The sequence below is a fragment of the Desulfovibrio oxyclinae DSM 11498 genome (assembly GCF_000375485.1).
Taxonomy (GTDB): Bacteria; Desulfobacterota; Desulfovibrionia; order Desulfovibrionales; family Desulfovibrionaceae; genus Pseudodesulfovibrio; species Pseudodesulfovibrio oxyclinae.
On record NZ_AQXE01000012.1, the window covers coordinates 53176 to 77981 of the forward strand.

The 24806-nt window shown below is 59.5% G+C and carries 28 protein-coding genes; 6 read left to right on the forward strand and 22 right to left on the reverse strand.

Going from position 1 to position 24806, the window contains the following annotated elements:
- Nucleotides 1-5: 5 nt before the first annotated feature.
- Nucleotides 6-320 (reverse strand): ATP-dependent Clp protease adapter ClpS, encoded by a 315-nt coding sequence (gene clpS / locus B149_RS0113195; RefSeq protein WP_018125640.1) that lies wholly within the window; start codon nt 318-320, stop codon nt 6-8.
- 73 nt (nt 321-393) lie between these two features.
- Nucleotides 394-987 (reverse strand): class IV adenylate cyclase, encoded by a 594-nt coding sequence (locus B149_RS0113200; protein WP_018125641.1) that lies wholly within the window; start codon nt 985-987, stop codon nt 394-396.
- Between the two features lie 38 nt (nt 988-1025).
- Between B149_RS0113200 and crcB the strand changes: the two genes are divergently transcribed.
- On the forward strand, nt 1026-1400 hold the full coding sequence (gene crcB, locus B149_RS0113205; protein WP_026167613.1) for a fluoride efflux transporter CrcB: 375 nt from the start codon (nt 1026-1028) through the stop codon (nt 1398-1400).
- A 45-nt stretch (nt 1401-1445) separates the two neighbouring features.
- On the forward strand, nt 1446-1784 hold the full coding sequence (locus B149_RS0113210; protein ID WP_018125643.1) for a DUF190 domain-containing protein: 339 nt from the start codon (nt 1446-1448) through the stop codon (nt 1782-1784).
- Here B149_RS0113210 and B149_RS0113215 read toward each other — a convergent pair.
- The 19 genes from B149_RS0113215 to B149_RS0113305 all read right to left on the reverse strand — a co-directional run bounded on the left by B149_RS0113215 (nt 1781) and on the right by B149_RS0113305 (nt 20536).
- The gene (locus tag B149_RS0113215) at nt 1781-2854 is read right to left on the reverse strand and encodes a protein-glutamate methylesterase/protein-glutamine glutaminase (protein WP_018125644.1); all 1074 of its coding nucleotides are present in this window, start codon (nt 2852-2854) and stop codon (nt 1781-1783) included. The genes B149_RS0113210 and B149_RS0113215 overlap by 4 nt on opposite strands.
- A gap of 27 nt (nt 2855-2881) precedes the next feature.
- On the reverse strand, nt 2882-5140 hold the full coding sequence (locus B149_RS0113220; RefSeq protein ID WP_018125645.1) for a chemotaxis protein CheA: 2259 nt from the start codon (nt 5138-5140) through the stop codon (nt 2882-2884).
- 84 nt (nt 5141-5224) lie between these two features.
- Nucleotides 5225-7327 carry a methyl-accepting chemotaxis protein gene (locus B149_RS0113225; protein ID WP_018125646.1) on the reverse strand — a complete coding sequence of 701 codons (2103 nt, stop codon included), beginning with the start codon at nt 7325-7327 and terminating at the stop codon, nt 5225-5227.
- 205 nt (nt 7328-7532) lie between these two features.
- Entirely contained in the window at nt 7533-8054 is a 522-nt protein-coding gene (locus B149_RS0113230) for a DUF2062 domain-containing protein (protein ID WP_018125647.1), read from the reverse strand.
- A gap of 7 nt (nt 8055-8061) precedes the next feature.
- Nucleotides 8062-10110, reverse strand: coding sequence for an elongation factor G (fusA, locus tag B149_RS0113235; protein ID WP_018125648.1), 2049 nt, complete (start codon nt 10108-10110; stop codon nt 8062-8064).
- Entirely contained in the window at nt 10107-10901 is a 795-nt protein-coding gene (locus B149_RS18055) for a hypothetical protein (protein WP_018125649.1), read from the reverse strand. The genes fusA and B149_RS18055 overlap by 4 nt, the downstream gene beginning before the upstream one ends.
- Before the next feature lie 30 nt (nt 10902-10931).
- Nucleotides 10932-11666: an outer membrane protein assembly factor BamD gene (locus tag B149_RS0113245; protein WP_018125650.1), complete on the reverse strand. Its 735-nt coding sequence runs from the start codon at nt 11664-11666 to the stop codon at nt 10932-10934.
- Nucleotides 11667-11669: 3 nt separating this feature from the next.
- Nucleotides 11670-12590 carry a thioredoxin-disulfide reductase gene (trxB, locus tag B149_RS0113250; RefSeq protein WP_018125651.1) on the reverse strand — a complete coding sequence of 307 codons (921 nt, stop codon included), beginning with the start codon at nt 12588-12590 and terminating at the stop codon, nt 11670-11672.
- Nucleotides 12591-12594: 4 nt separating this feature from the next.
- Nucleotides 12595-12915: a thioredoxin gene (gene trxA / locus B149_RS0113255; RefSeq protein WP_018125652.1), complete on the reverse strand. Its 321-nt coding sequence runs from the start codon at nt 12913-12915 to the stop codon at nt 12595-12597.
- 143 nt (nt 12916-13058) lie between these two features.
- Nucleotides 13059-14126, reverse strand: coding sequence for a tRNA (adenosine(37)-N6)-threonylcarbamoyltransferase complex transferase subunit TsaD (gene tsaD / locus B149_RS0113260; protein ID WP_018125653.1), 1068 nt, complete (start codon nt 14124-14126; stop codon nt 13059-13061).
- A 3-nt stretch (nt 14127-14129) separates the two neighbouring features.
- A complete protein-coding gene (gene fbp / locus B149_RS0113265; protein ID WP_018125654.1) occupies nt 14130-15152 on the reverse strand; it encodes a class 1 fructose-bisphosphatase in 1023 nt (340 codons plus the stop codon).
- A 19-nt stretch (nt 15153-15171) separates the two neighbouring features.
- Nucleotides 15172-15966, reverse strand: coding sequence for a hypothetical protein (locus B149_RS0113270; RefSeq protein ID WP_245533219.1), 795 nt, complete (start codon nt 15964-15966; stop codon nt 15172-15174).
- Between the two features lie 2 nt (nt 15967-15968).
- On the reverse strand, nt 15969-16784 hold the full coding sequence (locus B149_RS0113275; protein WP_018125656.1) for a tetratricopeptide repeat protein: 816 nt from the start codon (nt 16782-16784) through the stop codon (nt 15969-15971).
- Complete coding sequence (locus B149_RS0113280; protein WP_018125657.1) at nt 16768-17097, reverse strand: FtsB family cell division protein; 330 nt, start codon at nt 17095-17097, stop codon at nt 16768-16770. Before B149_RS0113280 ends, B149_RS0113275 begins: the two co-directional genes overlap by 17 nt.
- Entirely contained in the window at nt 17094-17366 is a 273-nt protein-coding gene (locus B149_RS0113285; protein WP_018125658.1) for a hypothetical protein, read from the reverse strand. Before B149_RS0113285 ends, B149_RS0113280 begins: the two co-directional genes overlap by 4 nt.
- 17 nt (nt 17367-17383) lie before the next feature.
- Nucleotides 17384-17968, reverse strand: coding sequence for a CDP-diacylglycerol--glycerol-3-phosphate 3-phosphatidyltransferase (gene pgsA / locus B149_RS0113290; protein WP_018125659.1), 585 nt, complete (start codon nt 17966-17968; stop codon nt 17384-17386).
- Between the two features lie 9 nt (nt 17969-17977).
- Complete coding sequence (locus tag B149_RS0113295; RefSeq protein WP_018125660.1) at nt 17978-18853, reverse strand: Mrp/NBP35 family ATP-binding protein; 876 nt, start codon at nt 18851-18853, stop codon at nt 17978-17980.
- 29 nt (nt 18854-18882) lie between these two features.
- A complete protein-coding gene (locus B149_RS0113300; RefSeq protein WP_018125661.1) occupies nt 18883-19872 on the reverse strand; it encodes a DUF368 domain-containing protein in 990 nt (329 codons plus the stop codon).
- Between the two features lie 22 nt (nt 19873-19894).
- Entirely contained in the window at nt 19895-20536 is a 642-nt protein-coding gene (locus B149_RS0113305; protein WP_018125662.1) for a protein-L-isoaspartate(D-aspartate) O-methyltransferase, read from the reverse strand.
- A 158-nt stretch (nt 20537-20694) separates the two neighbouring features.
- On the opposite strand from B149_RS0113305, the gene B149_RS0113310 reads away from it, so the two are divergent.
- Nucleotides 20695-21120: a CBS domain-containing protein gene (locus B149_RS0113310; protein ID WP_018125663.1), complete on the forward strand. Its 426-nt coding sequence runs from the start codon at nt 20695-20697 to the stop codon at nt 21118-21120.
- Nucleotides 21121-21242: 122 nt separating this feature from the next.
- A complete protein-coding gene (locus B149_RS0113315; protein ID WP_018125664.1) occupies nt 21243-22574 on the forward strand; it encodes a M23 family metallopeptidase in 1332 nt (443 codons plus the stop codon).
- Nucleotides 22575-22655: 81 nt separating this feature from the next.
- Here the strand turns inward: B149_RS0113315 and queF are convergent, their stop codons facing one another.
- Complete coding sequence (gene queF / locus B149_RS0113320; RefSeq protein WP_018125665.1) at nt 22656-23156, reverse strand: preQ(1) synthase; 501 nt, start codon at nt 23154-23156, stop codon at nt 22656-22658.
- Between the two features lie 165 nt (nt 23157-23321).
- Between queF and B149_RS17255 the strand changes: the two genes are divergently transcribed.
- A complete protein-coding gene (locus tag B149_RS17255; RefSeq protein WP_018125666.1) occupies nt 23322-23963 on the forward strand; it encodes a queuosine precursor transporter in 642 nt (213 codons plus the stop codon).
- Between the two features lie 238 nt (nt 23964-24201).
- Nucleotides 24202-24789: a TetR/AcrR family transcriptional regulator gene (locus B149_RS0113330; RefSeq protein ID WP_018125667.1), complete on the forward strand. Its 588-nt coding sequence runs from the start codon at nt 24202-24204 to the stop codon at nt 24787-24789.
- Nucleotides 24790-24806 lie beyond the last annotated feature (17 nt).

Here is a 24806-nt window from a genome sequence, read left to right on the forward strand (position 1 = left end):
AGCCGTTATTCCTTCTCCATGGTGCATTTGAGCGGGAATCCCGCACCACGGGCGAGCCGGTGGACCATGTCCACCTTGGTCTCGGCCACTTCCGCCGTATACAAGCCGCAGACGCCCACTCCTTCGTGATGGACCGCCAGCATGATGCGTGTGGCCTCGGCCTCGCTTTTGTGGAACACCTTCGTCAGAATTTCGATAACGAAATCCATAGTGGTGTAATCGTCATTGTGCAGGAGCACCTTGTACCGGGACGGCTCCTTCACCTCGTGCCGTTCGAGCACTTCGGACTCGAATCCGTCCCCGGTGTACTTTCTGCCCATTGTAAACGCTCCGTATCAAACTTTTTCAGCTTCAATATAAATACGCCCGAGCCGCATGTCGAGGGGGTTCTTTTCAAGTTTGCGTTTCTTCGATCAACCGAGCCCGCTCTTTGCTGTCGAAAACGAAACTCTCCTGCTCCGGCAGTCCTTTTTCCGCAATCACCTCAAGGTTCAACGCGTGATACGTCAATGTACAGGATTTACAGACCTCAAGCCCGAGCCGGGCCGCACAGGCAACGATCCGGTCTTCCTCCCCTTCCACTTCAACAAAAAAGCCGAACGGCAGGGTGTCGAGACAGATAGCACAATCGCCCAGCAGCCATTTCTCCCGCACCTTCTCATAAGCGAAAGCCACCCGGTAGCCCAGCGCCTCCAGACAGTCGCGCATGGCATCGAAATCACCCACCGGCGTTTCGTGCTCTTCAAACACCTTAACTGCGTCGGATTCGGCCTCCCCCGGAGGGACCTTGACGGTCAGCACCGCCCTATCACCCTTCAGGCGCAGGCGAAGCAGCTTCCCGACGGCCTTCAATTCGCGCCCCGGGGTATCGAAGACCATGTTGGATTCGAACCATCTGCCGACTGGCCGCGCGCCTTCACTTTGAAGATTTGCGCGCACGGCCTCATGGTCCGCGTCCCTGTATTTCAGTTCCTTTTCGAGTGCCACTTTGCTTTCTCCCGTGCCGGTGCTACAAACCGTTCATGATGAAGAAGATGCTTCTCATTGCCGTGGGCGGCGCCGCCGGCTCCATTTGCAGGTATTACGCCGCAGGTCTGGCCCAGCGTCTGGCCGGGACCGGTTTTCCCGCCGGAACCTTTGCCGTGAACATGATAGGCTGCCTGCTCTTCGGCGCGGTGTGGGGCTTCTTCGAAAACCGCATCGGCCTTGGCGGAGACCTGCGCCTTCTGGTTCTTACCGGATTTCTGGGCGCGTTCACGACCTTTTCCACGTTCATGTTCGAATCGGCGCAGCTGGTAAAGGCCAGTCAGGTCGCCATGGCCGCGCTGAACATCGGCGGGCAGGCCGCTGTGGGACTGCTGCTCGTCTTCGGCGGCATGACCCTTGGCAGACTGTTGTAGAGAAATACCGTCCGCCCTTCAAGCGGACAGCAGACGGAGGTCGCCATGCATCTTCCGGCTCAGGCGGAACGACTCAGGATTTTCATAGGAGAGGCGGACCGGCACGACGGCAGGCTGCTTTCGGAAGTAATCGTGGAAGAAGCCCGCAAGACCGGGCTCGCCGGAGCCACTGTGCTCCGGGGCATCATGGGATACGGCGCCAACAGCCGAGTGCACACCTCGAAGATTCTCCGGCTCTCCGAAGACATGCCGCTGGTCATCGAGGTAGTGGACATCCCGGAAAAGATCGAAACCTTCCTCAGGACGCTTGACGAGCTGGTCACCGAAGGGCTGGTGACGCGGGAGCCGGTCGAGGTGATGTTCTACCGCCACTCAGGCGGCTAACGGCACTTGCCCACCACTTCCGCCGCAATGCGTCCGAGCGGCAGCACCTTATGCACACCGCCGGTCTTTATGGCCTCCTGCGGCATCCCGAAGACCACGCAGGTAGCCTCGTCCTGAGCGATGGTGTAGGCGCCGACGTCGAACAACTCTCGCATTCCCTTGGCACCGTCGTCGCCCATACCGGTCATGATCGCGGCCACCACGTTCCTGCCCGCGTACCGGGCTCCGGAGCGGAACAGCACGTCCACCGAAGGCCTGTGGCGGGAAACCAGCGGGCCGTCCTTGACCTCCACGTAATACTTCGCCCCGCTGCGTTTGAGCAGCATATGCTTGTTGCCGGGGGCTATGAGCGCCTGTCCACGCTGCATGGGAGAGCCGTCAACGGCCTCCTTGACGCTGATGTCGCAAATGCCGTCAAGGCGCTGGGCAAAGGCGGCGGTGAAATGCTCGGGCATGTGCTGGACAATGGCCACCGGCGGGCAGTTCACGGGCAGGGCTTCGAGAAACACACGAAGCGCCTCGGTGCCGCCGGTGGATGCGCCGATCAGGGCGATCTTCTCGGTCGCCTGCACCGGCGCGGCTCCCTTGGCTGCCGGAATCACGGCATCCGCATCCAGCTTGGGTTGCGGCTTGAGCGGCTGAACCGGCGGACGCGCCTTGCGACGGCGGGTCATGGCGGCGGCCTTTACCGCATCGACAAACCGGATTCGCGATTCCTCAAGAAACTTCTTGGTGCCGACCTTGGGCTTGGAAATAATTTCGACGGCCCCGTATTCAAGGGCCTTGAGCGCGTTTTGGCCCCCTTCCGTGGCCATGGATGAGCAGATCACCACCGGAATGGGATGCTGCTTCATTATTTTTCGCAGGAAGGTCAGCCCGTCCATGCGCGGCATCTCGATATCCAGCGTAATGACGTCGGGAACCTCCCGGCGGATCTTCTCCGCAGCAGCGAAAGGATCTACGGCCGTACCCATGACCTCAATGGCCGGGTCCGATTCGAGGATGCTCTGGAGCGTCTGACGGACGACTGCGGAATCGTCGACAATGAGAACGCGAATCTTCTTGTTCATATGTCTGTCACCGTATGGCGGTAGCTGTTAGTTGAGGTTGGATTCCGCCACAATCCTGCGCACCAGCCTCGGGATGTCGAGGATGAGCGCGATGGAGCCGTCACCCTTGATGGTGGCTCCGGAGATGCCTTCCACGTCCTTATAGACCCGGCTGAGGCTCTTGATGACCGTCTGGTGCTCGCCGATGACCGTGTCCACGACAATGCCGATGCGGCTGCCCTCCACGCCGGTGATGACGATCTGCTCGATGGGCGGGCTCTCGCCCTCCACCTCGAAAAATTCACGAAGATGCACGTATGGCACGATCTCCCCACGCAGATACATGATGCGCTGCCCGGATTCGTCCTCGTTGCGATCCACGTTGGAAAGCTCCACGCACTCCTCGACCAGCGAAAGCGGAATGACGTAGTACTCGTCCTCCACCCGCACCTGAAGGCCGTCGATGATCGCCAGCGTCAGCGGCAGGCGCACCGTGATGGTGGTGCCCTTGCCCGGCGCGCTGTCGATGTCGATGGTGCCGCGCAGGCTGTCGATGGCCCGCTTCACGACGTCCATTCCCACACCGCGTCCCGAGACGTTGGTCACCTTGTCGGCGGTGGAAAAACCCGCTTCGAAGATGAGCTTGAAAATTTCCTTTCGGCTCAGGTCCGCATCGGGTGCGATGAGTTCCCGCTCCACGGCCTTGGCCCTGATCACGTCCGGGTCCATGCCCTTGCCGTCGTCAGTAATGCGGATCAGCACTTCGCCGCCCGAGTGTTCAGCCGAGAGCAGGATCATGCCGCTTCTGGGCTTGCCGGACGCCTCGCGCTCCGCGGGCTGTTCGATACCGTGGTCTATGCTGTTGCGAAGCAGGTGCACGAGAGGGTCATTCAGCCGCTCGATGACGGTCTTGTCCAGCTCGGTTTCGGCACCGTTCGTGGAAAGCGTTATCTCCTTTCCAAGGTCGGCGGAGAGGTCACGGACCAGTCTTCTGAACTTACTGAAGGTGGTGCCGATGGGCAGCATGCGGATGCCGAGGGTGGAATCGCGCAATTCGTCGGAGAGCCTTTCGAGCTCTTCGGAAAGTCCCGTGAGCGTCGGGTCGGACCGCTCGCTGACCACCTGGGAAATCTGTGCCTGAACGATGACCAGTTCGCCCACGAGGTCCACGAGATAGTCCAGCTTTTCCGCCGCGACACGAATGCTGGACACAGCCTCCTGACGCTGCTTGCTGGCGGCTGTCTCGCGGCTCTTCTTCTGGTCCTTCACCGCGCTGTCCACATCTTCGGGCTTGACCACGCCCTTTCGCACGAGAATATCTCCCAGCCGATCGCGTTCCTCGCGCTCTTCCTCATCCATGATCGAGGTTTCGGGAGTCCCCCCGGTCGGCTCGGAAGGCTTGGTATCTTCAACCTTCTCCGGCGCTTCCGGCGTCTCCGAGGCCTCCACGACGATGTCTGCTCCGGCAGGTTCTTCGGCTGCGGCCTCAGGCTGTGTTTCGACGCTTTCGGTCGTCTCGGCACTCTCTTCCGGCTCGGGCGTCCGTTCTGCGACGTGTGTCGCCGCCGCAGGAATTTCTTCCTCCGCAGCGTACTGCGTCACCTCTATGTCGATGTCGGCATCCGTGAAAAGGAAAATGTCCTGAATGTCATCTTCACCCTTGGGCGTATCCAGCCGGATTTCCCACCCCTGAACGCCGGGGACGTCACCGGGACCGGTGCGGACGGACAGTTCACCGAGCCGTTCCAATTCCGAGAGAACCGGCTCCAAGGTCTCCCTGTCCGCAGCGCCTTCCGAACGCGGGGCGATCCGCAGGATGAAATAATTGGGCGCACTCTGCGCTTCGGGTTCCGGGATTTCTTCGCCAGCCTGCTCTTCGGGAGCAGCTTCTGCAGGCGCTTCGGGGGCGGCATCCTCAACCGGCTCGTTGGCGACCAGTCGTTTCAGACCAGCGAGGATGGACTCCATTTCCTCCGGGGCGATCTCCACGTCCGAGCCGGCATTGTCGAGCATCTTCTGGATCTGGTCCCGCGCACGGAACACGAGGCTGATCAGGTCTGTACTGACGTTCAGTTCTTCGGAACGCACGAGATCCAGCACCGTTTCCACTTCGTGGGTAAATTCGGCGATGTCGTCGAATCCGAACATGGAGCCGGAGCCCTTGATGGTATGCAACGTTCTGAAGACCCGGTTGACGAGGTCCATATCCTCCGGGCTTTCCTCAAGTTCCAGCAGCGCGCCCTCCAGTTCCCCCAGAAGGTCATAGGCTTCCTCTTTGAATATCTGCCGGTTCAGATCGTCGGACATCGGGACAGGCTCCTTGAAACGAAACGTGGGACTTTTGATTCTGACAAACTACCGTAGCGCATGAATCTGGCCGGTGCCAGTGCGTTATTTTTTACCAAGGAAGCGGATTTCCGCACGTGCGGTCTCACTGTCGAACGGCGTGACCTTCACGGAAATCTTTTCGCCCTTGAAGTCTGCGGCTCCCTGCAGGATGCCCTCGAAGTAATCGAAAAGGCCGCGACCGGAGCGGTAGTTCATGAACAGCGAGTCGCCCTTGTCCTCGTAGGTGAACTTGGGCGGCTTGATGCCGGGCACATCCTTGGTGAGCTGGGCGTGCAGCTCGTTCATGCGCAGGAAGAATTCCTTGAGTGACTCGTCCTTGAAGTGACGCTTGTACATCTTGTAGAACTGGCCGACGGTGAAACGGCCCAGCTGGAGGAAAAATTCTCTGGGCGTACCGCCGACCTTCGCGGCTACGGTTTCCGCCATCTGATTCAAGACCGTGTCAGGATAGCTGCCCGTGGGCAGGAAAACGGGGTTGCCCAGCTCCTGCTGCATATGGTCGTACACGGCCTGACCGAACTTTTCCTTGACGAAATTCTGCGTGATCTTGGGCAGGATCCCCTTCATGACGCCGTCGGACTGTCGCAGCTTGGACTGGTCGCTGTCGCCGCTGAAGTCCATGGACACCGTGAGCAGTTCCTGCGCAAGCTCCGCCAGATCTCTTGTGGCACTCGCCGCCTGTCCGGCTCCTTCGTCTGCCTCCCGCGCGACAAGCGCAATGTCTTCAATGCTCTGGCCGATCTCTTCGGCTGCCGCGGACTGTTCCTCGGCAGCGGTGGCGATCTGGGAAACACGGCTCACCATGTCCTCGATGCGGCCCATGATCTGCTGCAGGGATTCCCCTGCGCGGTTCGAAAGGTCGGTGCTTTCCTGCACTTCCTTTTCGGTCTGGGTCATGCTCGTCATGGCGTGATTGGACCGCTCCTGAATGGTGTGGATGGCTTCTTCAACTTCCTTGGTGGCGGTCATCGTCTTCTCGGCCAGCTTGCGCACTTCGTCGGCGACCACCGCAAAGCCGCGCCCGGCCTCGCCCGCCCGGGCCGCTTCGATGGCGGCGTTCAGGGCCAGCAGGTTGGTCTGGTCCGCGATGTCGTTGATGACGCCGATGATACGGCCGATTTCCTCGGCCTGTGAATCGAGCTGCCCCACCACTTGAGAAAGCTTCCCGGACGATTCCGAGACCTTATTGATGGACGTCACCGCCTGAGTGACCATGGAGACCCCTTCCTCGGCGGAAACGCGCGCTTCGTCGGCAGCCTTGGAAGTGGCCGAGGCGTTCTGCGCGACCTCCAGCACCGTGGCGGTCATTTCTTCCATGGCGGTTGCGACGGTGTCCGTCTGCCCGCTCTGCTTCTGGGCTCCGCGGGCCTGCTCGTCGGCAGAGGCCGAAAGCTCTTCGGAGGCCGACGCCACCCGCTCGGCAAGGTTGCTGATGTCTCTGCCCACGGCAAGAATGCGTTCCTGCTGTTCTTCAAGGCGCTTCTGCCCTTCCATGACGTCATGCAGATCAACGAACGAAGTAACCGCTCCTCTGATCGCCCCGTGATCATCATAGATGGGAGCCACAAAAACCTTGAGCCGATGCACGTTGCCGTTCCAGAAAGTGATGTCGGAAACGGTCTCTATCTCCTTGCCCGCCTCCAGAGCCTTGTCGGTCACGGCCTGACCTTCCCTGTTGTAGAAGGCCTTGCTCACGGTGAATCCGATCACCTGTTCACGCGGTTTTCCGAGCAGCTCGAAGACTGACTTGGTGGCAATGACGATGCGCCCCTTGCGGTCGCAGACGAGAACGGGATTGCCCATCACCTGAAGAGCATTATAGTAAAAATGATGCTCATCGAGCATTTCGAGGCGCTTGTCCTCAAGAACATCCATCAGCCCCTGAAGCTCGGTCCCGCGGGCGGCTTCCTGCAGCTTGCTCAAATCCTCGTCCTTGGAAAGATCGGCGGCCATGGCCGTCAGCTTCGGAGCCGCAGAACGGGTGAAAAACAATGTCAGTGCGGCCAGCAGCGCGGCAGCTCCGGCGCAGCCGTAAATCAGGGCGCTCGAATCCATCGCGGCCCCACCCACGGCCCCCAGAGAAAGCAAAACAGTCATCATCGGCAGAAGAATTCCGGCCATACCTTTCCAGCCACCTGCAATCATTATTATTCCTCCGTAGCAAGAGCACTGCGACAATGCCGCAAGAGAACGTGAACGTTCATGGGATACTGTTCATTTCTGTACTTTCAATCATGTGGAATTGCAACGCGAGAAGGGAAAAAAAGGGTGAAAATAACCCCTTAGACACACAATGTTTGCGCAAAAGAAAAGGCCCCCGGGTTGCCGGGAGCCTGTAGTGACTCGGGAGTTATTGACGCGTTCGCTTCCTGAGCATTCGCAGCGCCTTTTGCTTGCGATATTTCCTCACTGCATAGAGGGTGACGAAATAGACCAGCAGCGCAGCCGGTATCCCCACCAGCAGGCCGCCCGCCAGCATGACGCTGAACATGCCCCAGCCCGTCTCGATGAGTTGTTCCATTTCCAGCTTGCCCGGGTCGAACACGATCCCTTCCACGGGCAGCACGGTCTTGCCGACCATGAACAGGAAATAGTAGAACGGCACCATGGTGAAAATATTGGAATAGCAGGTGGCAAGCCATGCGGTGAGCTTGTTGACCCGCATGACAAAGGCCAGCGCGATTACCGTGACGCTCTGAAACGGCAGAATGGGCAGCGCGCCGATAAACACGCCAAGCGCCATGGCCATTGCCAGATTTCGTGCTGACGACTTCTGACGCAGAACCCGCAGATACCAGTAGCGCGAAAGCCGTTTCAAATCGATCCAGAGCCGCTTTACGCGCCCTGCGTCCAGATATCTGCGTCTGCTCATTGATAGTCTAATCCAAAACGTCGAACCGGTCGAACTTCATGACGAACCCGGCCCTGCCCTGCGTGGCCGAGCGCAGATCCGTCGAAAAACCGAAAAGCGATGCCAGCGGTGCGTCGCCGGTAACCAGCTTCTGTCCCGCGCGATCCACCATGTTGCCGACACGGGCGCCCTTGCTGCCCATGAGGCTGATGACTTCGCCAACAAACTCTTCAGGCACGGAGATTTCCACTCCCATGATGGGTTCGAGCATCTTCGGCCCGGAGTCGCGCAACGCGCTGCGAACCGCCATGGATGCCGCCATGCGGTATCCTGCGGGGGAAGAATCGCCTTCCTTCTTGCGCAGGCCCAGCACCCGCACACGCACATCCTGTACGGGATAGCCCTTGACCACGCCGCTCTGGAGCGCGTCGTCCACGCCTTCTGACACGGCTGCGAGCCATGCGTCCGACCAGAGATCCGGGTCCACTTCAAAGCTGACTTCGCGCCCTTTGCCGCGTTCCAGCGGCTCCACGGAAAGCCGGACGCAACCGTAATGCACGACCTCGCCCAGTTCGCGGTCGAATTCCTCCTCGGCCTCGGCCTTGGCGCCGGGGGTTTCGAGATAGACCACCTGCGGTTTCCCGGTACGGGGCTCAAGGGAATACTCGCGACGCAACCGCTCCAGCACCACTTCAAGATGCAACTCGCCCATCCCGGAAAGGATGACCTGACCGGTCTCCTCTTCCTCCTCAACCACGAGGGTGGGATCCTCGAGCAGGAACTTCTGGAGCACTTCCTCCAGCTTGTCCCCCTCTTCCGAATTGCGCGGCTCAATGGCCACGGAGATGACCGGTTTGTATTCGTCGATGCGTTCCAGCAATGCGGGGGATTCTTCAAGGCTGAGGGTATCCCCGGTGCGCGCGAACTTCATTCCCGCTGCGGCGACGATGTCCCCGGCAAAGGCGGTTTCGAGCTTTTCCTTTCGCCCGGCGTGCAGGTGGAACAGGCGAGCTACCCGCTCCTGCTTGCCCTGCGTGGCGTTGTAAACCGTATCTCCGGCGTCGATGCTACCGGAATAGACGCGGATGAAGGCCAGTTTGCGACCGGAATCCATGGCGACCTTGAAGACGAGTCCGGCAAGCGGCCCCTTGGTGTCGCATTCGTAGGAAACCGTATTGTGCGTTTCCTCGTCGGTGGCCAGCGCCGGCGGCGTTTCCAGCGGACTGGGAAGATAGTAGCCCACCCCGTCCACAACGGGCTGCACGCCGCAATTCTTGAGCGCGGATCCGGCAAAAACCGGCACTATCTCCCGCCTGAGCGTGAGTTCCCGCAGGGCCTTGCGGATGCGGTCGGCCGGGACTTCCTCGCCGCCGAGGTACAGATCAAGCAGTTCCTCGTCCACCTCGGACGCGGTCTCCACAAGCCGCTCGCGCCATTCGGAAAATCGCCCGACTTCTTCGTCGGTCAGGTCGTATTTCTCCACCACCGAACCCTGCTCACCGGTAAATTCCAGCCGCTTGAGTTCAATGAGGTCGAAAACGCCCCGAAAATCCTGTCCTTCCCCATCGGGTACGGTCACCGGAACAGGATTGGCCTTGAGTTTGTTCACCATGGAGTCCAGAACGGCGGTGAAATCCGCGCCGAGCCGGTCCATCTTGTTCACGAAGGCGATCTTGGGCACGCGATAGCGCTCAGACTGCCTCCAGACCGTTTCGGACTGCGGCTCCACGCCGCTTACGGCACAGAAAACGCCCACCGCGCCGTCGAGGACGCGCAGGGAACGTTCCACCTCGATGGTGAAGTCCACGTGTCCCGGCGTGTCGATGATATTGACCGTGCTGTCCTTCCAGAGGCAGGTGGTCACGGCCGAGGTGATGGTGATGCCCCGTTCCTGCTCTTCGGGCATGTAGTCCATGGTGGCGGTGCCTTCATGAACCTCGCCGATGCGATGAATTTTGCCCGAATAGTAGAGAATACGCTCCGTCAGCGTAGTCTTGCCGGCGTCGATGTGGGCAATGACGCCGATGTTGCGGAGCTTTTCCAGAAACTTGCGAGTCGGTCCCTTCGCTTTGCTCACGATAGTCCTCCGAGTGTCCAGCGGGTGCGGTTCGTCAGAAAGAGATCACGAGACATGGTAGTATGGACCCAGCAGGCTTCCATGCCCGGCCCGGCGAGGAAATCGGCCTCGAAGACCAGGTCACTGAAAACCGCCTTGAGGGGTGCGCCCTTCATGCCTTCCAGTTCCTCGGGCGAGTCCACGCGGACCACGCCTTCGGGATGCATGAAGTCGAGTGCGTCCATGTCCGGCCCGCCCCCGACGACGCACGCGGGGGTTCCGGGATCCCGCCAGACGGTCAGCCCCGGATGTCCGCCAAAGTCGGTAATCGCGTCGCCGAGACACAGGACGACGCCGCGCGCCCCTGTATCGGAAAAATTCTTGAGAAGAGAAAGCAGTTCGCCTTCCGACAGCTCGGCCGCGTCTTCCTGACCGGCCAGTTCGAGGGCGGTAAGCTGGCTCTGCGTCCAGCCGCTGCCGGTGTGCACTGCCAACACGCCGGAAACGCCAGAGGCCAGCGCCGGAACGAGTGCAGAGAGCAGACGCGCGGGCGAAGGAGCCGCATCGTCCGTCACGAGCACGCAGTAATCCGCCGGAGCCTCTACTGTCTCCACGGAGAAACCGGCACGGTACTCATGCGAACAGGCCCGGGAACGATGGGGTTCGGGTCCCCACCATTCCCAGGCCCGGGCTATGCATGTCTTGAGAAGCGCACGCCTGTGCGGCGGCGTCGCTTCATAGGCATCGGCAAAACGGTCGTCCTCGGGTGCCCGCTCCGCCAGCCATTCGGGAAACGTAAAACCATGATTCATGTTCGTTCCCTTCGGCCCGTGGGGCCCGGGTTAAAGCCATTCTCGAAGCCAGAGGAACCAGCTGTCCTGAATCTGTAACCGTTCCTCTTCGGACAACGTCTTCTGGTATTCGAAATAGGCCTGTTTCGCCCGCTTGCCTGCGTAGTCACGAAGGTCCGGGATGTCCGAGAAGTTCTCCACCACATACTGATATCGGTGCCATGCCGGCCCAAATTCGCTGCGGGTGAAGAAGAAGTCGGCCACGAACAGTTCGTGCTCCGCGAGAATGCGGCGGCAGCGCTTGATGTATTTCCGCGCTTTCTTGCCGTATTCGGTCTCGGGGTAGGCCTGTTCCACCCTGTAGAAGTATTCCAGGCCTTCCTTGATGTTATCCTGACGGCGGTCGATGGATTCGAACTGGTTGAGGTTGGCCATGCCGATCTGGAACAGAACATAGGGCATCTGTTCGCTTCCGGGATGCATAGCCTCGAATTCCTTGTAGTTATCGACGGCCTGAATGTATTTTTCGTCCATGTAAAAGGCATCCGCCAGCCCCAGTTCGCCTTTGACGGCATAGGGGCTGAAGGGGAACCTGTCCTTCAGCTTGGCGAAGTAGTCCTGCGCGGCTTCATAATGCTCTTCCTGCATTGCATCGAGCCCCGCCTCATACAGTTCAAAGGCGGTGTCCTCGGGCGGCGGCAGGAAGTAGTAGTCTATGAGACTGCACCCCGACGCCAGCAGAACAAGCATGATGCAGCACGCCCTGAAGGCGGCGACAGCGCGCATACGCTAGTCCTCAAGCTGCTCGAGATAGCTGAACGCGGAAGTGGCGGCGGTGGCTCCGTCGCCCACTGCGGTGGCTACCTGTCGGCAGAGTTTGGAACGAATGTCTCCCGCGGCGAAGATGCCCGGAATGTTGGTGAGCATTTCGTTATCGGTGAGAATGCCGTTCTGGTCGCGCTCGACCTCTTCCGGGACGAAGTCCATGATGGGCTCGAATCCCACGAAGATGAACACGCCGTCCACTTCGAGCGTGGAGGTTTCCCCGGTCTGGACGTTGCGCATGGCCACGCCCTTGACCTCGGTATCGCCGACGATCTCGTCCACGACGGTGCTGCGCACCACCTCGATCTTCTCGTTGGTGAAGCATTTGTCCTGATAACAGACCGCGGCGCGGAAATCCTCGCGGCGGTGAATCAGATAGAGCTTGCGCACCAGACGGGCGAGATACAGGGACTCCTCAAGTGCGGAGTTGCCGCCGCCGATGACGGCCACGGTCCGGTCGCGATAGAAGTTGCCGTCGCACAGGGCGCAGTAGGATACGCCCCGGCCGATCATTTCCTGTTCGCCGGGGATACCCAGCTTGCGGTAACGGGCGCCGGTGGCGAGAATGATGGACTTGGTACGCACAACCTCGTCGCCCACAGTCATCTCGTGGAACGGCTTGCCGACCTTGATGGACCGCACCTCGTCGTTGAGCATGTCATGAGGATACAGATCAAGCTGCTTGGAGAAATAATCCGCCAGCTGCCACCCTTCGAGCCCGTCTGGGAACCCGGGGTAGTTCTCGATCTTCTCGGTCATGAGCACCTGCCCACCGGGGGAGAGCTTCTCGACCATCGCGGTTTTCACGCCCGCGCGCAAAAGATAAAGGGCTGCCGTCATGCCTGCCGGCCCGCCCCCTATGACAACGGCGTCGTATTCACGCATGGAATTACAGGGCCTTTTTAGTGATCATTTCCTTGATGCTGCTCTTGGAGACAGCGCCGGTGCTCTGGTCCACCACTTCTCCGTCCTTGAACAGAATCAGGGTGGGGATGGCGCGAATGCCGTACTTGCCCGGGGTTCCGGAGTTTTCGTCCACGTTCATCTTGAGCACTTTGACCTGACCTTCGTATTCGGTGGCCAGTTCGTCGATGACCGGACCCATTGCGCGGCACGGACCGCACCAGGGAGCCCAGAAATCGATCAGCACGGGAACGTCGCTCTTGAGTACTTCCTGTTCGAAGTTGGCGTCGGTGAGTTGTTCAGCCATGAAATAGCTCCTTTCATTTTGTCCGGCGGCGCCGGTGTACTGTCTTTTTGTTCCTGCAAAAGAGCAGGTGAACCGAGTCAATAGAAATAGTGTCCCCTATGCGCCCTGTCAAGCAGGAACGGGGAAACACCCGCCTCTTCGGACTATTTTACAATCCAGTCGTGCGGCACGGTACGCCCGCGCGGCACGGCTTCGAGGGAAAGATCGTGATACATGCCGCGCCGTGCGAGCATGTCCCCGGCCGCTGCGATCATGGCGGCGTTGTCGGTACACAGGGAAAAGCCCGGCAGCACCAGTTCCACTCCCCTCTCCCGTGCCAGATCCGACATGAAACCGCGGATCATTGAGTTCGCGGCCACGCCGCCCGCCACCACCAGCGCTTTTGCGTCGGGCACCTGGTCCAGAGCTCGCTCCACTTTGATACGAAGCGTCTCGGCCACGCTCCAGTTGAAGGACGCGCACACGCCAGCAAGCGTTTCGCGATGCCCGGCATCCAGTTTGTCCAACGCCGAGGTCTCCATTCGCTCCAGCACCAGTTCAGGGTGTTTGCCGACATAATTCGCCACCGCTGTTTTCAAACCGCTGAAGCTGAAGTCCAGACTGTTGTTGTCCACATAGGCTTTCGGGAAAAGAGCGGTGTCCGGTTCGGCCTCCTTGCCAAGATCATCCAGTTTTTTGCCGCCGGGATAGGGAAAATTCAGAAGTTTTGCTACCTTGTCGAAGGCCTCCCCCGCCGCGTCATCAAGGGTTCTGCCGAGCAGTTCGAACTCCACGGGCGAATCCACGCGATATGTATGCGTATGACCGCCGGAAACCAGCAGGCCAACTGCCGGAAAGACGAGTTCGCGCTCAAGCGACGGTGCAAGCAGGTGCGCCCAGAGGTGGTTGACGCCCGTGAGCCGCGCGCCGGTGGAAAGCGAAAGGGTCTTGGCAAAGCTGACGCCTACCAGAAGCGCCCCGAGCAGTCCCGGTCCACGCGCCACCGCGATGGTGTCCAGCTCCTCCGGCCTCTTTCCGGTACGCTCCATGAGCGTGCGGAACAGCACCGGGAGCACGCGCAGATGCTCACGCGAGGCGATCTCTGGAACCACGCCGCCGAACACGGCATGGACGTCCACCTGCGAGGCCAGTTCCTGCGCCACAAGCCGACCGTCCTCGACGAGCGCAACGGCGGTTTCGTCGCAGGAGGTCTCGATCCCGAGCGTGAGCATCAGCTAACCCTTGGCATCATGCTCGCGGTAAATCTCACGCACTTTTAGCACATCCTCGCGGGAGCCTATGAACAACGGCGTGCGCTGGTGCAGATTCTCCACTTCCAGTTCGAGGATGCGGTTGCGCCCGTCCACGGCCATACCGCCGGCCTGTTCCACGATAAAGGCCATGGGGTTGGCCTCACAGGTCAGGCGCAGCTTGCCTTCGGGCTTCTTGGGGTCCCGGTTGTCCGCAGGATACATGAAGATTCCACCGTAGATCAGGTTGCGGTGGAAATCCGCCACGAGCGAACCGATATAACGCCCGCTGTAGGGCTTGCGCCGGTTGTTGTCCGTGGACTTGAAGTATTCGAGAATTTCCTTGGTCGGTTCGTCCCAGTAGCTGGAGTAGCCCTCGTTGACCGAATACACGCGCCCCTGTTCCGGGATGCGGATATTTGGATGCGAAAGCAGGAACTCTCCGACGCCGGGGTCGAGCGTGAATCCGTGAACTCCGTCGCCCGTAGTGAAGACGAGCATGGTGGACGTGCCATACAGCACGTATCCGGCGGCCACCTGATGCAGTCCGGCCTGCAGCACGTCCGTGGAGAGCAGATGGCTGTCTTCGGGGCTGACGCGCTTGAAGATGGAGAAGATGGTTCCGATGTTGACGTTCACGTCGATGTTGGAGGAACCGTCGAGGGGATCGAAGATGCATACGTAGTCGCCAAGGGGCAACCCGTGCGGAACTTCGATGATGTCCGCATTTTCTTCCGAGGCCATGGCGCAGAGCACGCCGGACCGGGCCAGACGATGGATGAGGATACGGTTTGCGTATTCATCCAGCTTCTTGACTTCCTCGCCCTGAACGTTTGTCTTGCCGGTGAAGCCGAGCACATCCACGAGCCCCGCCTTGTTCACCTCCCGGTTGATGATCTTGGCCGAGAGCACGATCTCGTTGAAAAGTCGGGTGAACTGTCCTGTGGCACCGGGGATGCGTTTCTGGTGCAGAAGAAGATGTTCGGTGACGGTTACCTGCTGAGGCACGCTGACTCCTTCGTCGTCTTTAGAACCACCAGATTTCGCCGTCCGCTTCGGGATCGACGCTCTCCGTGGCGTAGATATAGCAATCCTGCCCGAGATACCGGGCAAGCCAAGTATAATATGTATCGCCCACCTTGACCTGTCCCTGGACATTCTCCTCAAGAATCTCGTCCCACGGGACTTCCAGCAGGCCTTTCTTGTCCACGTCTTCCGAGTTGACCGCCCAGACCCCGCCTTCGGGATGGATGACCAGCAGCTCGGAAGGTTCCGGACTCAGGCGAATCAGGCTGCGCGGGTCGAATCCGGCGATGATCAGCCCCTTGAAGCTCACGTCCTCGAAGTAGGGCGTGCCGATGTACAGCTCGGGACCGAGGTCCGGATAATCGGCAACGGTCTTGATGAAAGTCTGCCGCCACTCGGCTTCGAACACCAGCGGCTCACTGAAGCGCTTGAAGGGGATTTCCGGACGCTGCTCAATGATCTTCCCGTCCACGTCAGTGACGATGAGGCGGTTGACCCACGGAAAACGCACGAACATGAGGTCCTGCCATTCCTGATCCGGCATGGTGTCCTTGTCCTCAAGGAACCGGGTCATGGACGCCAGCGGACCGTCCACCGGCGTGAAGAGTTTGGCGAGCTTTTCCTGGTTCGGGTTTTCGAACTCGTAAGCGTCGGTCTCGATCTCCGGCTTGACGTCAACCCAGCCCTTGGCCTCTTCGAAAGAGCCCTTCATGTACTTCTTGGTGTCGTACCAGGCTTTGCAGCCGGAGGTCGCCAGCACGGCGGCAACCAGCATGAAAGCTATCAGTCGTTTCATATTCATTCCCGGGGGCGCCCCCGCTCGGCGGCACGCGCCTCGAAGCGCGCGGCGAGCAGTTCAAGCGTGCTCAGAAGGCGACTCTTGGAGTGCGTGCTGAACGGGTCTTCCCCTGCTTGGTTCGTTTGTCCGCCGACCTGCGTCTGCAGTTCGGCAATTCGTTCCTCGATGGCCGGGCGCGATTCAGCCGGCGCGGACGAGAGCAGATACTTGTAAATTTCCAGCGCGCCGCGATTGTCGCCCTGCGACGCCAGCAGCTCCGCCATGGTCCTTGTGCGCAGGCTTCCGCTGTCGGGGCGGACCACGTCCTCTTCGTCAATGTGTCCGTCGATCTCCTCGACTTCAGGCATACTCGGCATGACGGGTTCGGAAGCGGCCTCCGCAGAGGGCGCGGGAAGCGGTTCCCCGACCAACCGGCGCGAAAGAGAGCCGATACCCTCGAAAACCACGTCGGTCCAGTTGATTTTTTCTCCGGAGAGGTTGGCGGAGACCAACATCAGAAAAACCGCCAGATCGCGGTTTTCCTTCGTGAGGCTCCTGGCCCAGTTGCGCCAGAAAGACTGGTTTTCCCGCAGCGGGGACACGGCGCGGTCAAGGTGCGAGTGCACCTCCTCCTCGCGTCCGAGCTCGGTAAGCACATGGATCAGCAGCAGGCGCGCCTCGAAAAAGTCCGGATGCCTGTCCAGCCCTTTCCGCAGCGTCACTGCCGCGTCATCAAGATTGCCAAGCTCGACGAAGAGCTTTGCCAGCGGAAAGAAGACCTTGGAACCGGGTTCCAGGGAAAGGACTTCCTGATACCATTCAATTTTCGCTTTCATCGTTCGCCTCTGGGCCTTTATTCCCCTTTTCGGGGAACACGTACAGTATTTCGCCCTCTCGCACGAAGTTCAGCCGTTCCCTGACTATCTTTTCCTGATATTTCTCGTCATCCTTGAGGCGTTTGATCTCCCGGGTCAGCTCGATATTGCGCTCCTCGGCCTGCTCCAGCCGTCGGGTCAATTCCTCGTGCCGGCCCTTGAGGTCCGCATACGCGAAAATGCTCTGATCACTCCACAGGAGTCTGAACAGAAGCAGCAGGTTGACGGCGACAAGCACCGCCAGAACCAGATTCCGGGCGACATTTCGCATCATTGCAGCCTAGAGTCGTCCTTCGGGGCGGTTTCGGCCACGGCTCCCTCAAGCTCCTTGAGAAAGTTCTCGGTAGCCTTCTCAATGCGCCGGACGTCTTCCTCCCCGACCCCTTCCACGTCAATCTTGCCGAGGAAGGATTTCAGCACCTCGAATTCCTCAAGCAGGGCGTCGCCCAGCTCAAGCTGCTCCAACTGCGGCTCCAGCTCCAGAATGGTGCGGAGGCAGTTGGTGATGCGAACAAGATGGTTGGTCAGGTCGTTTCCGGCCATTTCCGCCTCGATTGCGATCAGTTCTCCTCAGATACTAACCATGTTTTGTAAAAACTGTACAGATAGTTCGCTCCGGAAATAACCGTGAGCGCCACGGCGGCCCAGAACAGGATCTGTCCGGGGATGCGCACGTCGTACCCCATGAATGGGTAGTGCCAGAGCAGCGGCACCATGGCGGCTATCTGCAATACGGTCTTGAGCTTGCCGAACTTGTCCGCGGCGATGACCTTGCCCATGTCCGATGCCACCGCGCGCATGCCGGTAACGGCCACCTCGCGGCCCACGATGATGATCACGGCCCAGGCCGGGACCCGCCACTCGGGTCCGAGACGCACCAGCATGATCAGGATGGAACAGATCAGCAGCTTGTCCGCCAGCGGATCAAGAAACTTGCCGAGGTTGGTGATGGTATTCTGCTGACGGGCTATCATGCCGTCGAACAGGTCCGTCGCCGAAGCGATCATGAAGAGCACGCAGGAAGCGTAGGCCCAAAATCTGGCGCCGGTCCACAGTTCCAGATACAGAAGACCCACGATGACCGGTGCGGCCACGATGCGCGTCAGCGAGAGGCAGTTGGGCAGGTTGAGTACCTTGTTGGCCATTTTATCCGCCTAATCGGGAGTGGAGGCGGCTGCCTCCAGACTGTTTTCCGCGGCCTGCGCCACGTTGTCGGCCAATTCGAGAAACGCCTTCTTGGCGAAGGACTCCTCTTCAAGCAGGACCACCGGCACGCCCCGGTCGCCCGCGACCACGGTGGCCGGGTCGAGCGGAATGCCGCCGAGAAAGTCCAGTCCGTACCGTTCCGCCAGTTCGCGGCCACCGCCCTTCTTGAACAGGTCGATGCTCTGATGACAGTGCGGGCAGACCATGCCGCTCATGTTCTCCACCACACCAAGGATGCTTGCCTTGGCGTACTGAAGGAAATTGATGGATTTACGCACGTCCGAAAGCGAAACTTCCTGCGGCGTGGTGACCACGATGGAAAGCGCTTCGGGGACGGTCTTCATGACAGTCATGGGCTCATCGCCGGTGCCCGGAGGCGAGTCGATGACGAGAAAGTCCAGCTCGCCCCACTGCACGTCGGAGATGAACTGGCGGATGGCCGAGGTTTTCATGGGTCCGCGCCAGAGGACGGCCTGATCCGGGTCCTCCAGCAGAGACTCCATGGAAACCACGGAGAGATTGTCATTGTATTTCTTGGGCATCACGAGCGACCCGCGCTCAATGTCGAGGGTACCGGAAATGCCAAGCAGGGTCGGAACGCTGGGACCATGGACATCCACGTCCAGAATGCCGACCTTGTACCCCTTGGCCGCGAGTGCGGCGGCGATATTCACCGTCACAGAACTTTTGCCCACACCACCCTTGCCGCTCATGACGAACAGCTTGTGCCTGATGTTCTTCAGGGTCGAGCGGATAAGCTGGTTCTGAATCTCGTGCTTGGCGTTGGCGTCGCCACCTGAGCAGGATTTGCAGTTCTCACTCACTGTATCTCACCTTTTGCTTGTCGGACATTTCAACCTGCCGCCCGTTCCTCGCGGCATTCCCTGTCGGAAAGCCTGTCGAGCATAAACACGACGACCGCCCCGGCCAAAGCGAGCAATACGGCCAGCCAAAAAGCGCCGTCCACCGCCGGGGGCAGAATATTCTGTTCGCTCAGCACATGTACCTTGCCGCGAATAACGGTGCTCTCAAGCACTTCCTTCCACGGCCAGACCTTGCGCAGCGCACCTATCATGAACCCGGTCAGCACGCTGACCGTCGCAGCGTGCCACCTACCCAGAAGATAGTGCAGGATGCGCGAAAACACAACAATGCCGCAGGCCGCTCCAACAGCGAATATGCCGATGGTCGCAAGACTGCCCGGATCGAACGGATTGCGAAGCGCTCCGGTGACATAGGCATACTTCCCGAGCAGCAGCAGAATGAACGCCCCGCTGATGCCCGGAAGAATCATGGCACATATGGCGAGGGAACCGCAAAGGAATATGAACCACGGCGTCTCCGGCGTGGTGACGGGGATCATCCCCACCAGCCAGAAACTGAAGACCGCTCCGGCTGTCAGGCAGATCGCGTTGGCTGCGTTAAAGCCTCCCGCGCGACGCCCCACCACAACCACGGAGGCGGCGATGAGGCCGAAAAAAAGCGCCCAGACGTGCACCGGATGATTGACGAGCAGATGATGGATGACCCGCGCCATGCCGACCACGGCGACCCCGATGCCCAGAAGCAGGCTCAGGAGAAATCGCAGGTGGACACCGGCAAGCGCTCCGGCGAAGTCGAGCCGCAGCAGCTTTTTGAGAAATTCGAGATCAAAGGACCGGATGGCCTCCACGAGATCATCATAGATGCCGGTTATGAAAGCGATGGTGCCGCCGGAAACGCCGGGAATGATATCAGCCGCGCCCATGCACAGCCCCTTGAGGGCGAGCAGCAGCGCAGCCGGAAACGACCGCGGACCGGGGGAAGCCATGAAGGCGGTTTTCAGGGGGGATTGTTCGTTCACGAGCCCTTTCGGTTGTTTGGGTCTACCAGCCATGTGAACCGACCAGGTCCACGAAGGCCACGTCGCCGAGGTCCTGCTCCTCGACCTTGCCGTCCTGCTTGGTGACGAGTACCAGCCGCTGTCTGCGCCGGGAGTCGCCGACCGGGATCACCAGCCGTCCGGGATCGGCAAGCTGGTCCAACAGCGGCTGCGGCACCTGCGGCCCGCCGGCCGTGACGATAATGCGATCGTAAGGCGACTCTTCGGGCCAGCCGAGGGTGCCGTCGTCCAGCTTGGGCCGTATGGAAAAAAGCCGCATGTCCGCAAAGCGTTTACGCGCGGTGAAAAACAGCTTCCTGATACGCTCTACCGTATGCACTTCTGCACCCATATGCGCAAGTATTGCGGCCTGATACCCCGAGCCGGTGCCGATTTCCAGCACTTTCATGCCCGGACGCACCTGAAGGACCTCGCTCATGAGGGCCACGATGTAGGGCTGCGAGATTGTCTGCCCCTCACCGATGGGCATGGGTGAATCGGAATACGCCTTGGCCGCCAGAGCTGATTCCACGAACTTGTGCCGCGGCACTGCACGCATGGCTTCGAGCACGGCAGGATCGCTCACCCCGCGTGCCTCTATCTGGTCTTTCACCATACGTTCGCGCGACCTGCGCGGATCAATCATTTCCCCCTCCTGAGGCCTTGAGGCCGTAACGTGCTGCGGATGCTTACCCCATTTTGGCATCAAGTCAACATTTCACGCATTTCCTCGGGACGGTTATCCTTGACAGCCCCATGGCGTTACGGAATGCTCTCAACTGAGACAAACCCACGGAGGTAGCCATGTTCACGATCTGCAACTGGATGTCGAGCCCCGTCTTTTCGCTCTACGAGACGGACACGCTGCATCATGCAAAATCCCTGATGAACCTCCAGCGGATACGCCACATCCCCATTGTCGATGCCGAAGGCCGCTTTGTCGGGCTGATCACTCATCGCGACATTCTCTCGGCCACCATATCCAAGCTGGCGGACCTTGATGAAGACACCCAGCGCGAGATCGACTCCGGCATCCCCATCCGGGAGATCATGCGCGTGGACGTGCACACCTGCACGCCGGATACGCCGCTCAAAGAGGCCGCAGAAACACTTTTGAACCATAAATACGGTTGCCTGCCGGTTCTTGAGGAAGGCAAGCTTCAGGGCATCCTGACCGAAGCGGATTTTCTCAAACTCGCCATAGACCTCATGGACGCTCTGGACCGCTGACGTGCAGCCCGCATCCCCCTCGGGTGCGGGTTCCGTCAAAGTCCGCTTGTCTTCCCGGCCCGCCATGTGTAGACATATTCTAGATTATTACGCAACGGAAAACACCGGGAGACCATACAACCATGAGCCATGATAAGAAATCCAACATCACGGGCTACCTTTTTACATTGCTTTCCGTGGCCGTGCTGGCCGCAGGCAGCTGGTTCGTTTTTCGAGACACCCAGCCGCCCGCGCTGAGCATCGGTCCGGAAGCCGCCGACATAAACCGCGAGGCCAAAGTAACCATCAAGGCGTCCGATCCGGGCAGCGGCCTGAAATGGGTCGAAGCCAAAGCCGTCCAGGACGGCAAGGAGTACGCCCTTTTCCGCAAGGAACTGCCGCAGGGGACGGGTAGCTTCACCCAGACCGTCATCTTCGACAAGGAGCGCATCAAGGAAGGCGAATTCACGCTCCGCGTCACGGCGCGCGACGGCTCTTTCTATCCTTTTGGAGAAGCGGGCATGTCCTCGGCCTCCAGGGATTTCAACCTCGATGACACCGCTCCGCGCATCTATGTGAAAACCCACACCACCAACCTGAATCAGGGTGGCGCGGGCGTCGTGGAATTTGCCCTGTCCGAACCGGCCCGGAAAGTCGGTATCAAGGTGGGCGAACGTTTCTTCCCGGCCTACGAGCGCGATGGGACGCAGGACCGCAGCTACTTCTGCATGTTCACCCTGCCCTGGGACACTTCGCCCTCCGACTTCTCCCCGATCATCACCGCCGAGGACAAGGCCGGGAACACCGCAGGACGTTCCTTCAACTACTATGCGAATGCGCGCAATTTCCGCAAAGACCGCATCGGCCTGTCCGACGGATTCATGGAGCGCGTGCTTCCGCAGTTCACCGACTTTGTCAGCGACGTGCAAGGCGGACTGCTCGAACAGTACGTCAAGGTCAACAACGAGCTGCGCAGGCAGAACGCCGAAAAGATTCGTGAAATCGGTCGCGACACCGCATCGGAACCGCTTTGGGAAGGTGAATTCAAGCGCTTGCCCAATGCCGCCAACCGGGCTCGCTTCGCCGATTACCGGGACTACATCTACAAGGGCAAGGTAGTGGACAACCAGACCCACCTCGGCCTCGACCTCGCCAGCATCCGCCACGCACCGATCCCGGCCGCCAACACCGGCAGGATCGTCTTCGCAGCCTTCTTCGGCATCTACGGCAACTGTGTCATCATCGACCATGGCCTTGGCCTGCAGACGCTCTATTCGCACATGAGCCAGATCGACGTGCAGCCGGGACAGGCCGTGAGCAAGGGCGACATCATCGGTCGCACCGGTGCCACCGGACTGGCCGGAGGCGATCATCTGCACTTCGGTGTCTATGTTTCCGGAACGCCCGTTCAGCCGCTGGAATGGTTCGACGGCCACTGGATAAAGAACAATATCAGCGGAAAGCTCGGCAACTAGGCCGGGAGTTCATACGCACGTAAAAAAGGCCGCCCCGAATTCGGGGCGGCCTTTTTTACATCAGTCTTCAAGCGACGGCGATCAACCTTCGTGCCGCCCGCTCTCTCTTTTCCAACTTTCAACGTAGTCCCGCACCTCTGCGATCATCTCGGAGTCTTCCTTGAAGCGTTCGGCAAACACGTGCAGGCGAGTCCCCCCGCGCGGAGCGAAGAGACCCTTCACACGGCACCAGTGCGGTTGCAGGACACTGAAGAAATCGTCCAGCATGGTATTGGTGATGGTCTCCATGAATGACTGGTGATTGCGGAAGGCGAACATATAGAGCTTGAAGCTCTTGGATTCCACTATGCGCTGATCCGGAACGTATTCCACTATGATGGTGGCAAAGTCCGGCTGGCCGGTCACCGGACATAGCGACGTGTATTCCGGGAACTCGATGGAGACCATATATGGACGGTCGGGATGATTGTTGGGGAAGGCTTCGAGGATATCCGCCGAAGGCCCCTCAAGTCTGTACCCTGTCTCTCCGCCCTGGCCCAAGGTTTTCAGATGAACAGTCTGATCCTTGCTCTTGGTGGTCATGAAAAACTCCTTTGAAGTGAATTTGAAGGGTCCTTTTTGACTTTTCGGGGGCGTACTGGCAAGTCTTCGTACAGGTTAATGTACCGCCGGGGACTGTCTTCCCCCAAGCGGGCCGGAGCACCCCGCTCCATCCTTCACGGAATGTTCATCCATCAAGGAGTCGTCATGGAACCTGTTTCCCGCAGGGGCTTTACCCTGCTCGTGAGCCTGTTCATTGGCTCGCTCGTGGCTGCGGCCTTCATATCGAGCAAAATCGTCACCATTTTCGGACTCGCCGTCCCTGCAGGAGTGCTGGCTTATTCCGTCACCTTCGCGGCCTCGGACATCATAGGCGAGGTATGGGGACGCGAAAGCGCCTCCGAAGTGGTGCACGCGGGACTGGCGGCCATGGTGGTCGCCACAATTCTGGCGCATCTCGCCGTCGAATGGCAGGGCGCGGCCTTCTGGACCGGACAGGAGGCCTTCGCGTCCGTCATCGGCAGCACGCCCCGGATCGTGGCAGCATCGCTTTGCGCCTACTTTGTCAGCCAACGCAACGACGTCTGGCTGTTCCACGTGCTCAGGCGGCTGACGAACGGACGTCACCTCTGGCTTCGCAACAATCTCTCCACAATGGTTTCACAGCTTCTGGATTCGACCATTTTCGTAACGGTCGCTTTTTGGGGGGTACTGCCCGTGGGTGAGATAATCCTTGGCCAATGGGCGGCCAAGATGCTCATAGCAGCCCTTGATACGCCCGTGGTTTACGCCGGAGTTGCTGCACTGCGCAGTCTCGGCACCAAGGCCGAAGCACAGCCCGCGACATGATGTATTCGCCCCGCTCTCCACGAGCGGGGCGAGAAAAATCGGCAGTGGAGACGAGGGCAAAATTCAGCATTTTCATATTGTTATATTCTTCACAACCCCTGAGAGCCCCCGTGCTCTCTAGGTTTTTTAAAAAAGTTGCCCTCCCCCTATTGACATTGATTGATCGATCAATATATCACTGACTCCAGGTTGATTGACGAATCAATCAAAAAACCGTCCGGACACAAAGGCTCGTACTATGACAAAGAAGGAATCCATCCTCACGGCTGCCCAGGAAGCCTTCGGGCAGAATGGGTACTCCAGAACGACGATGAAGGACGTCTCCACACGTGCAAACGTCTCGTTCGGGTTGGTTTCCCACTATTACGGGAATAAGCAAGACCTGTTCATCGCCGCAGGCTCGGCCATGGTCGACAGTGTGATCGAGCACCTGCGCGAAGCGACCGGAAACGCGAAGAACGGACTGGACGCGATTCATAACTACATGACCGCGTATTTCGACTTCACGAACGCACACAGAATGACGTTCCCGGTTCTGTTGCGCTGCTCGCCCTTCTCCCACATCGAGCCGGGGGTGGATGCAAGCAGGGTTGCTGAAAAGTTTCAGGTCATTATCGACACCATACGGGAGTGCGTGTCGATGGGAATCACAGATGGTAGCATCAGGGAGATGCCGGTCGAAGAAGCTTCCCTGATCATCTACGGCAATATTGTCGGTGCCGTAAGGACCAAGCTCCTCACCCCTTACGGCACCGACAATATATACGACGAGACGACGAAGTTCACACTGCGCAGTCTCAAACCGCAATCCGCCGACTGCGGATAAGGGTGAAAAAAGATTTT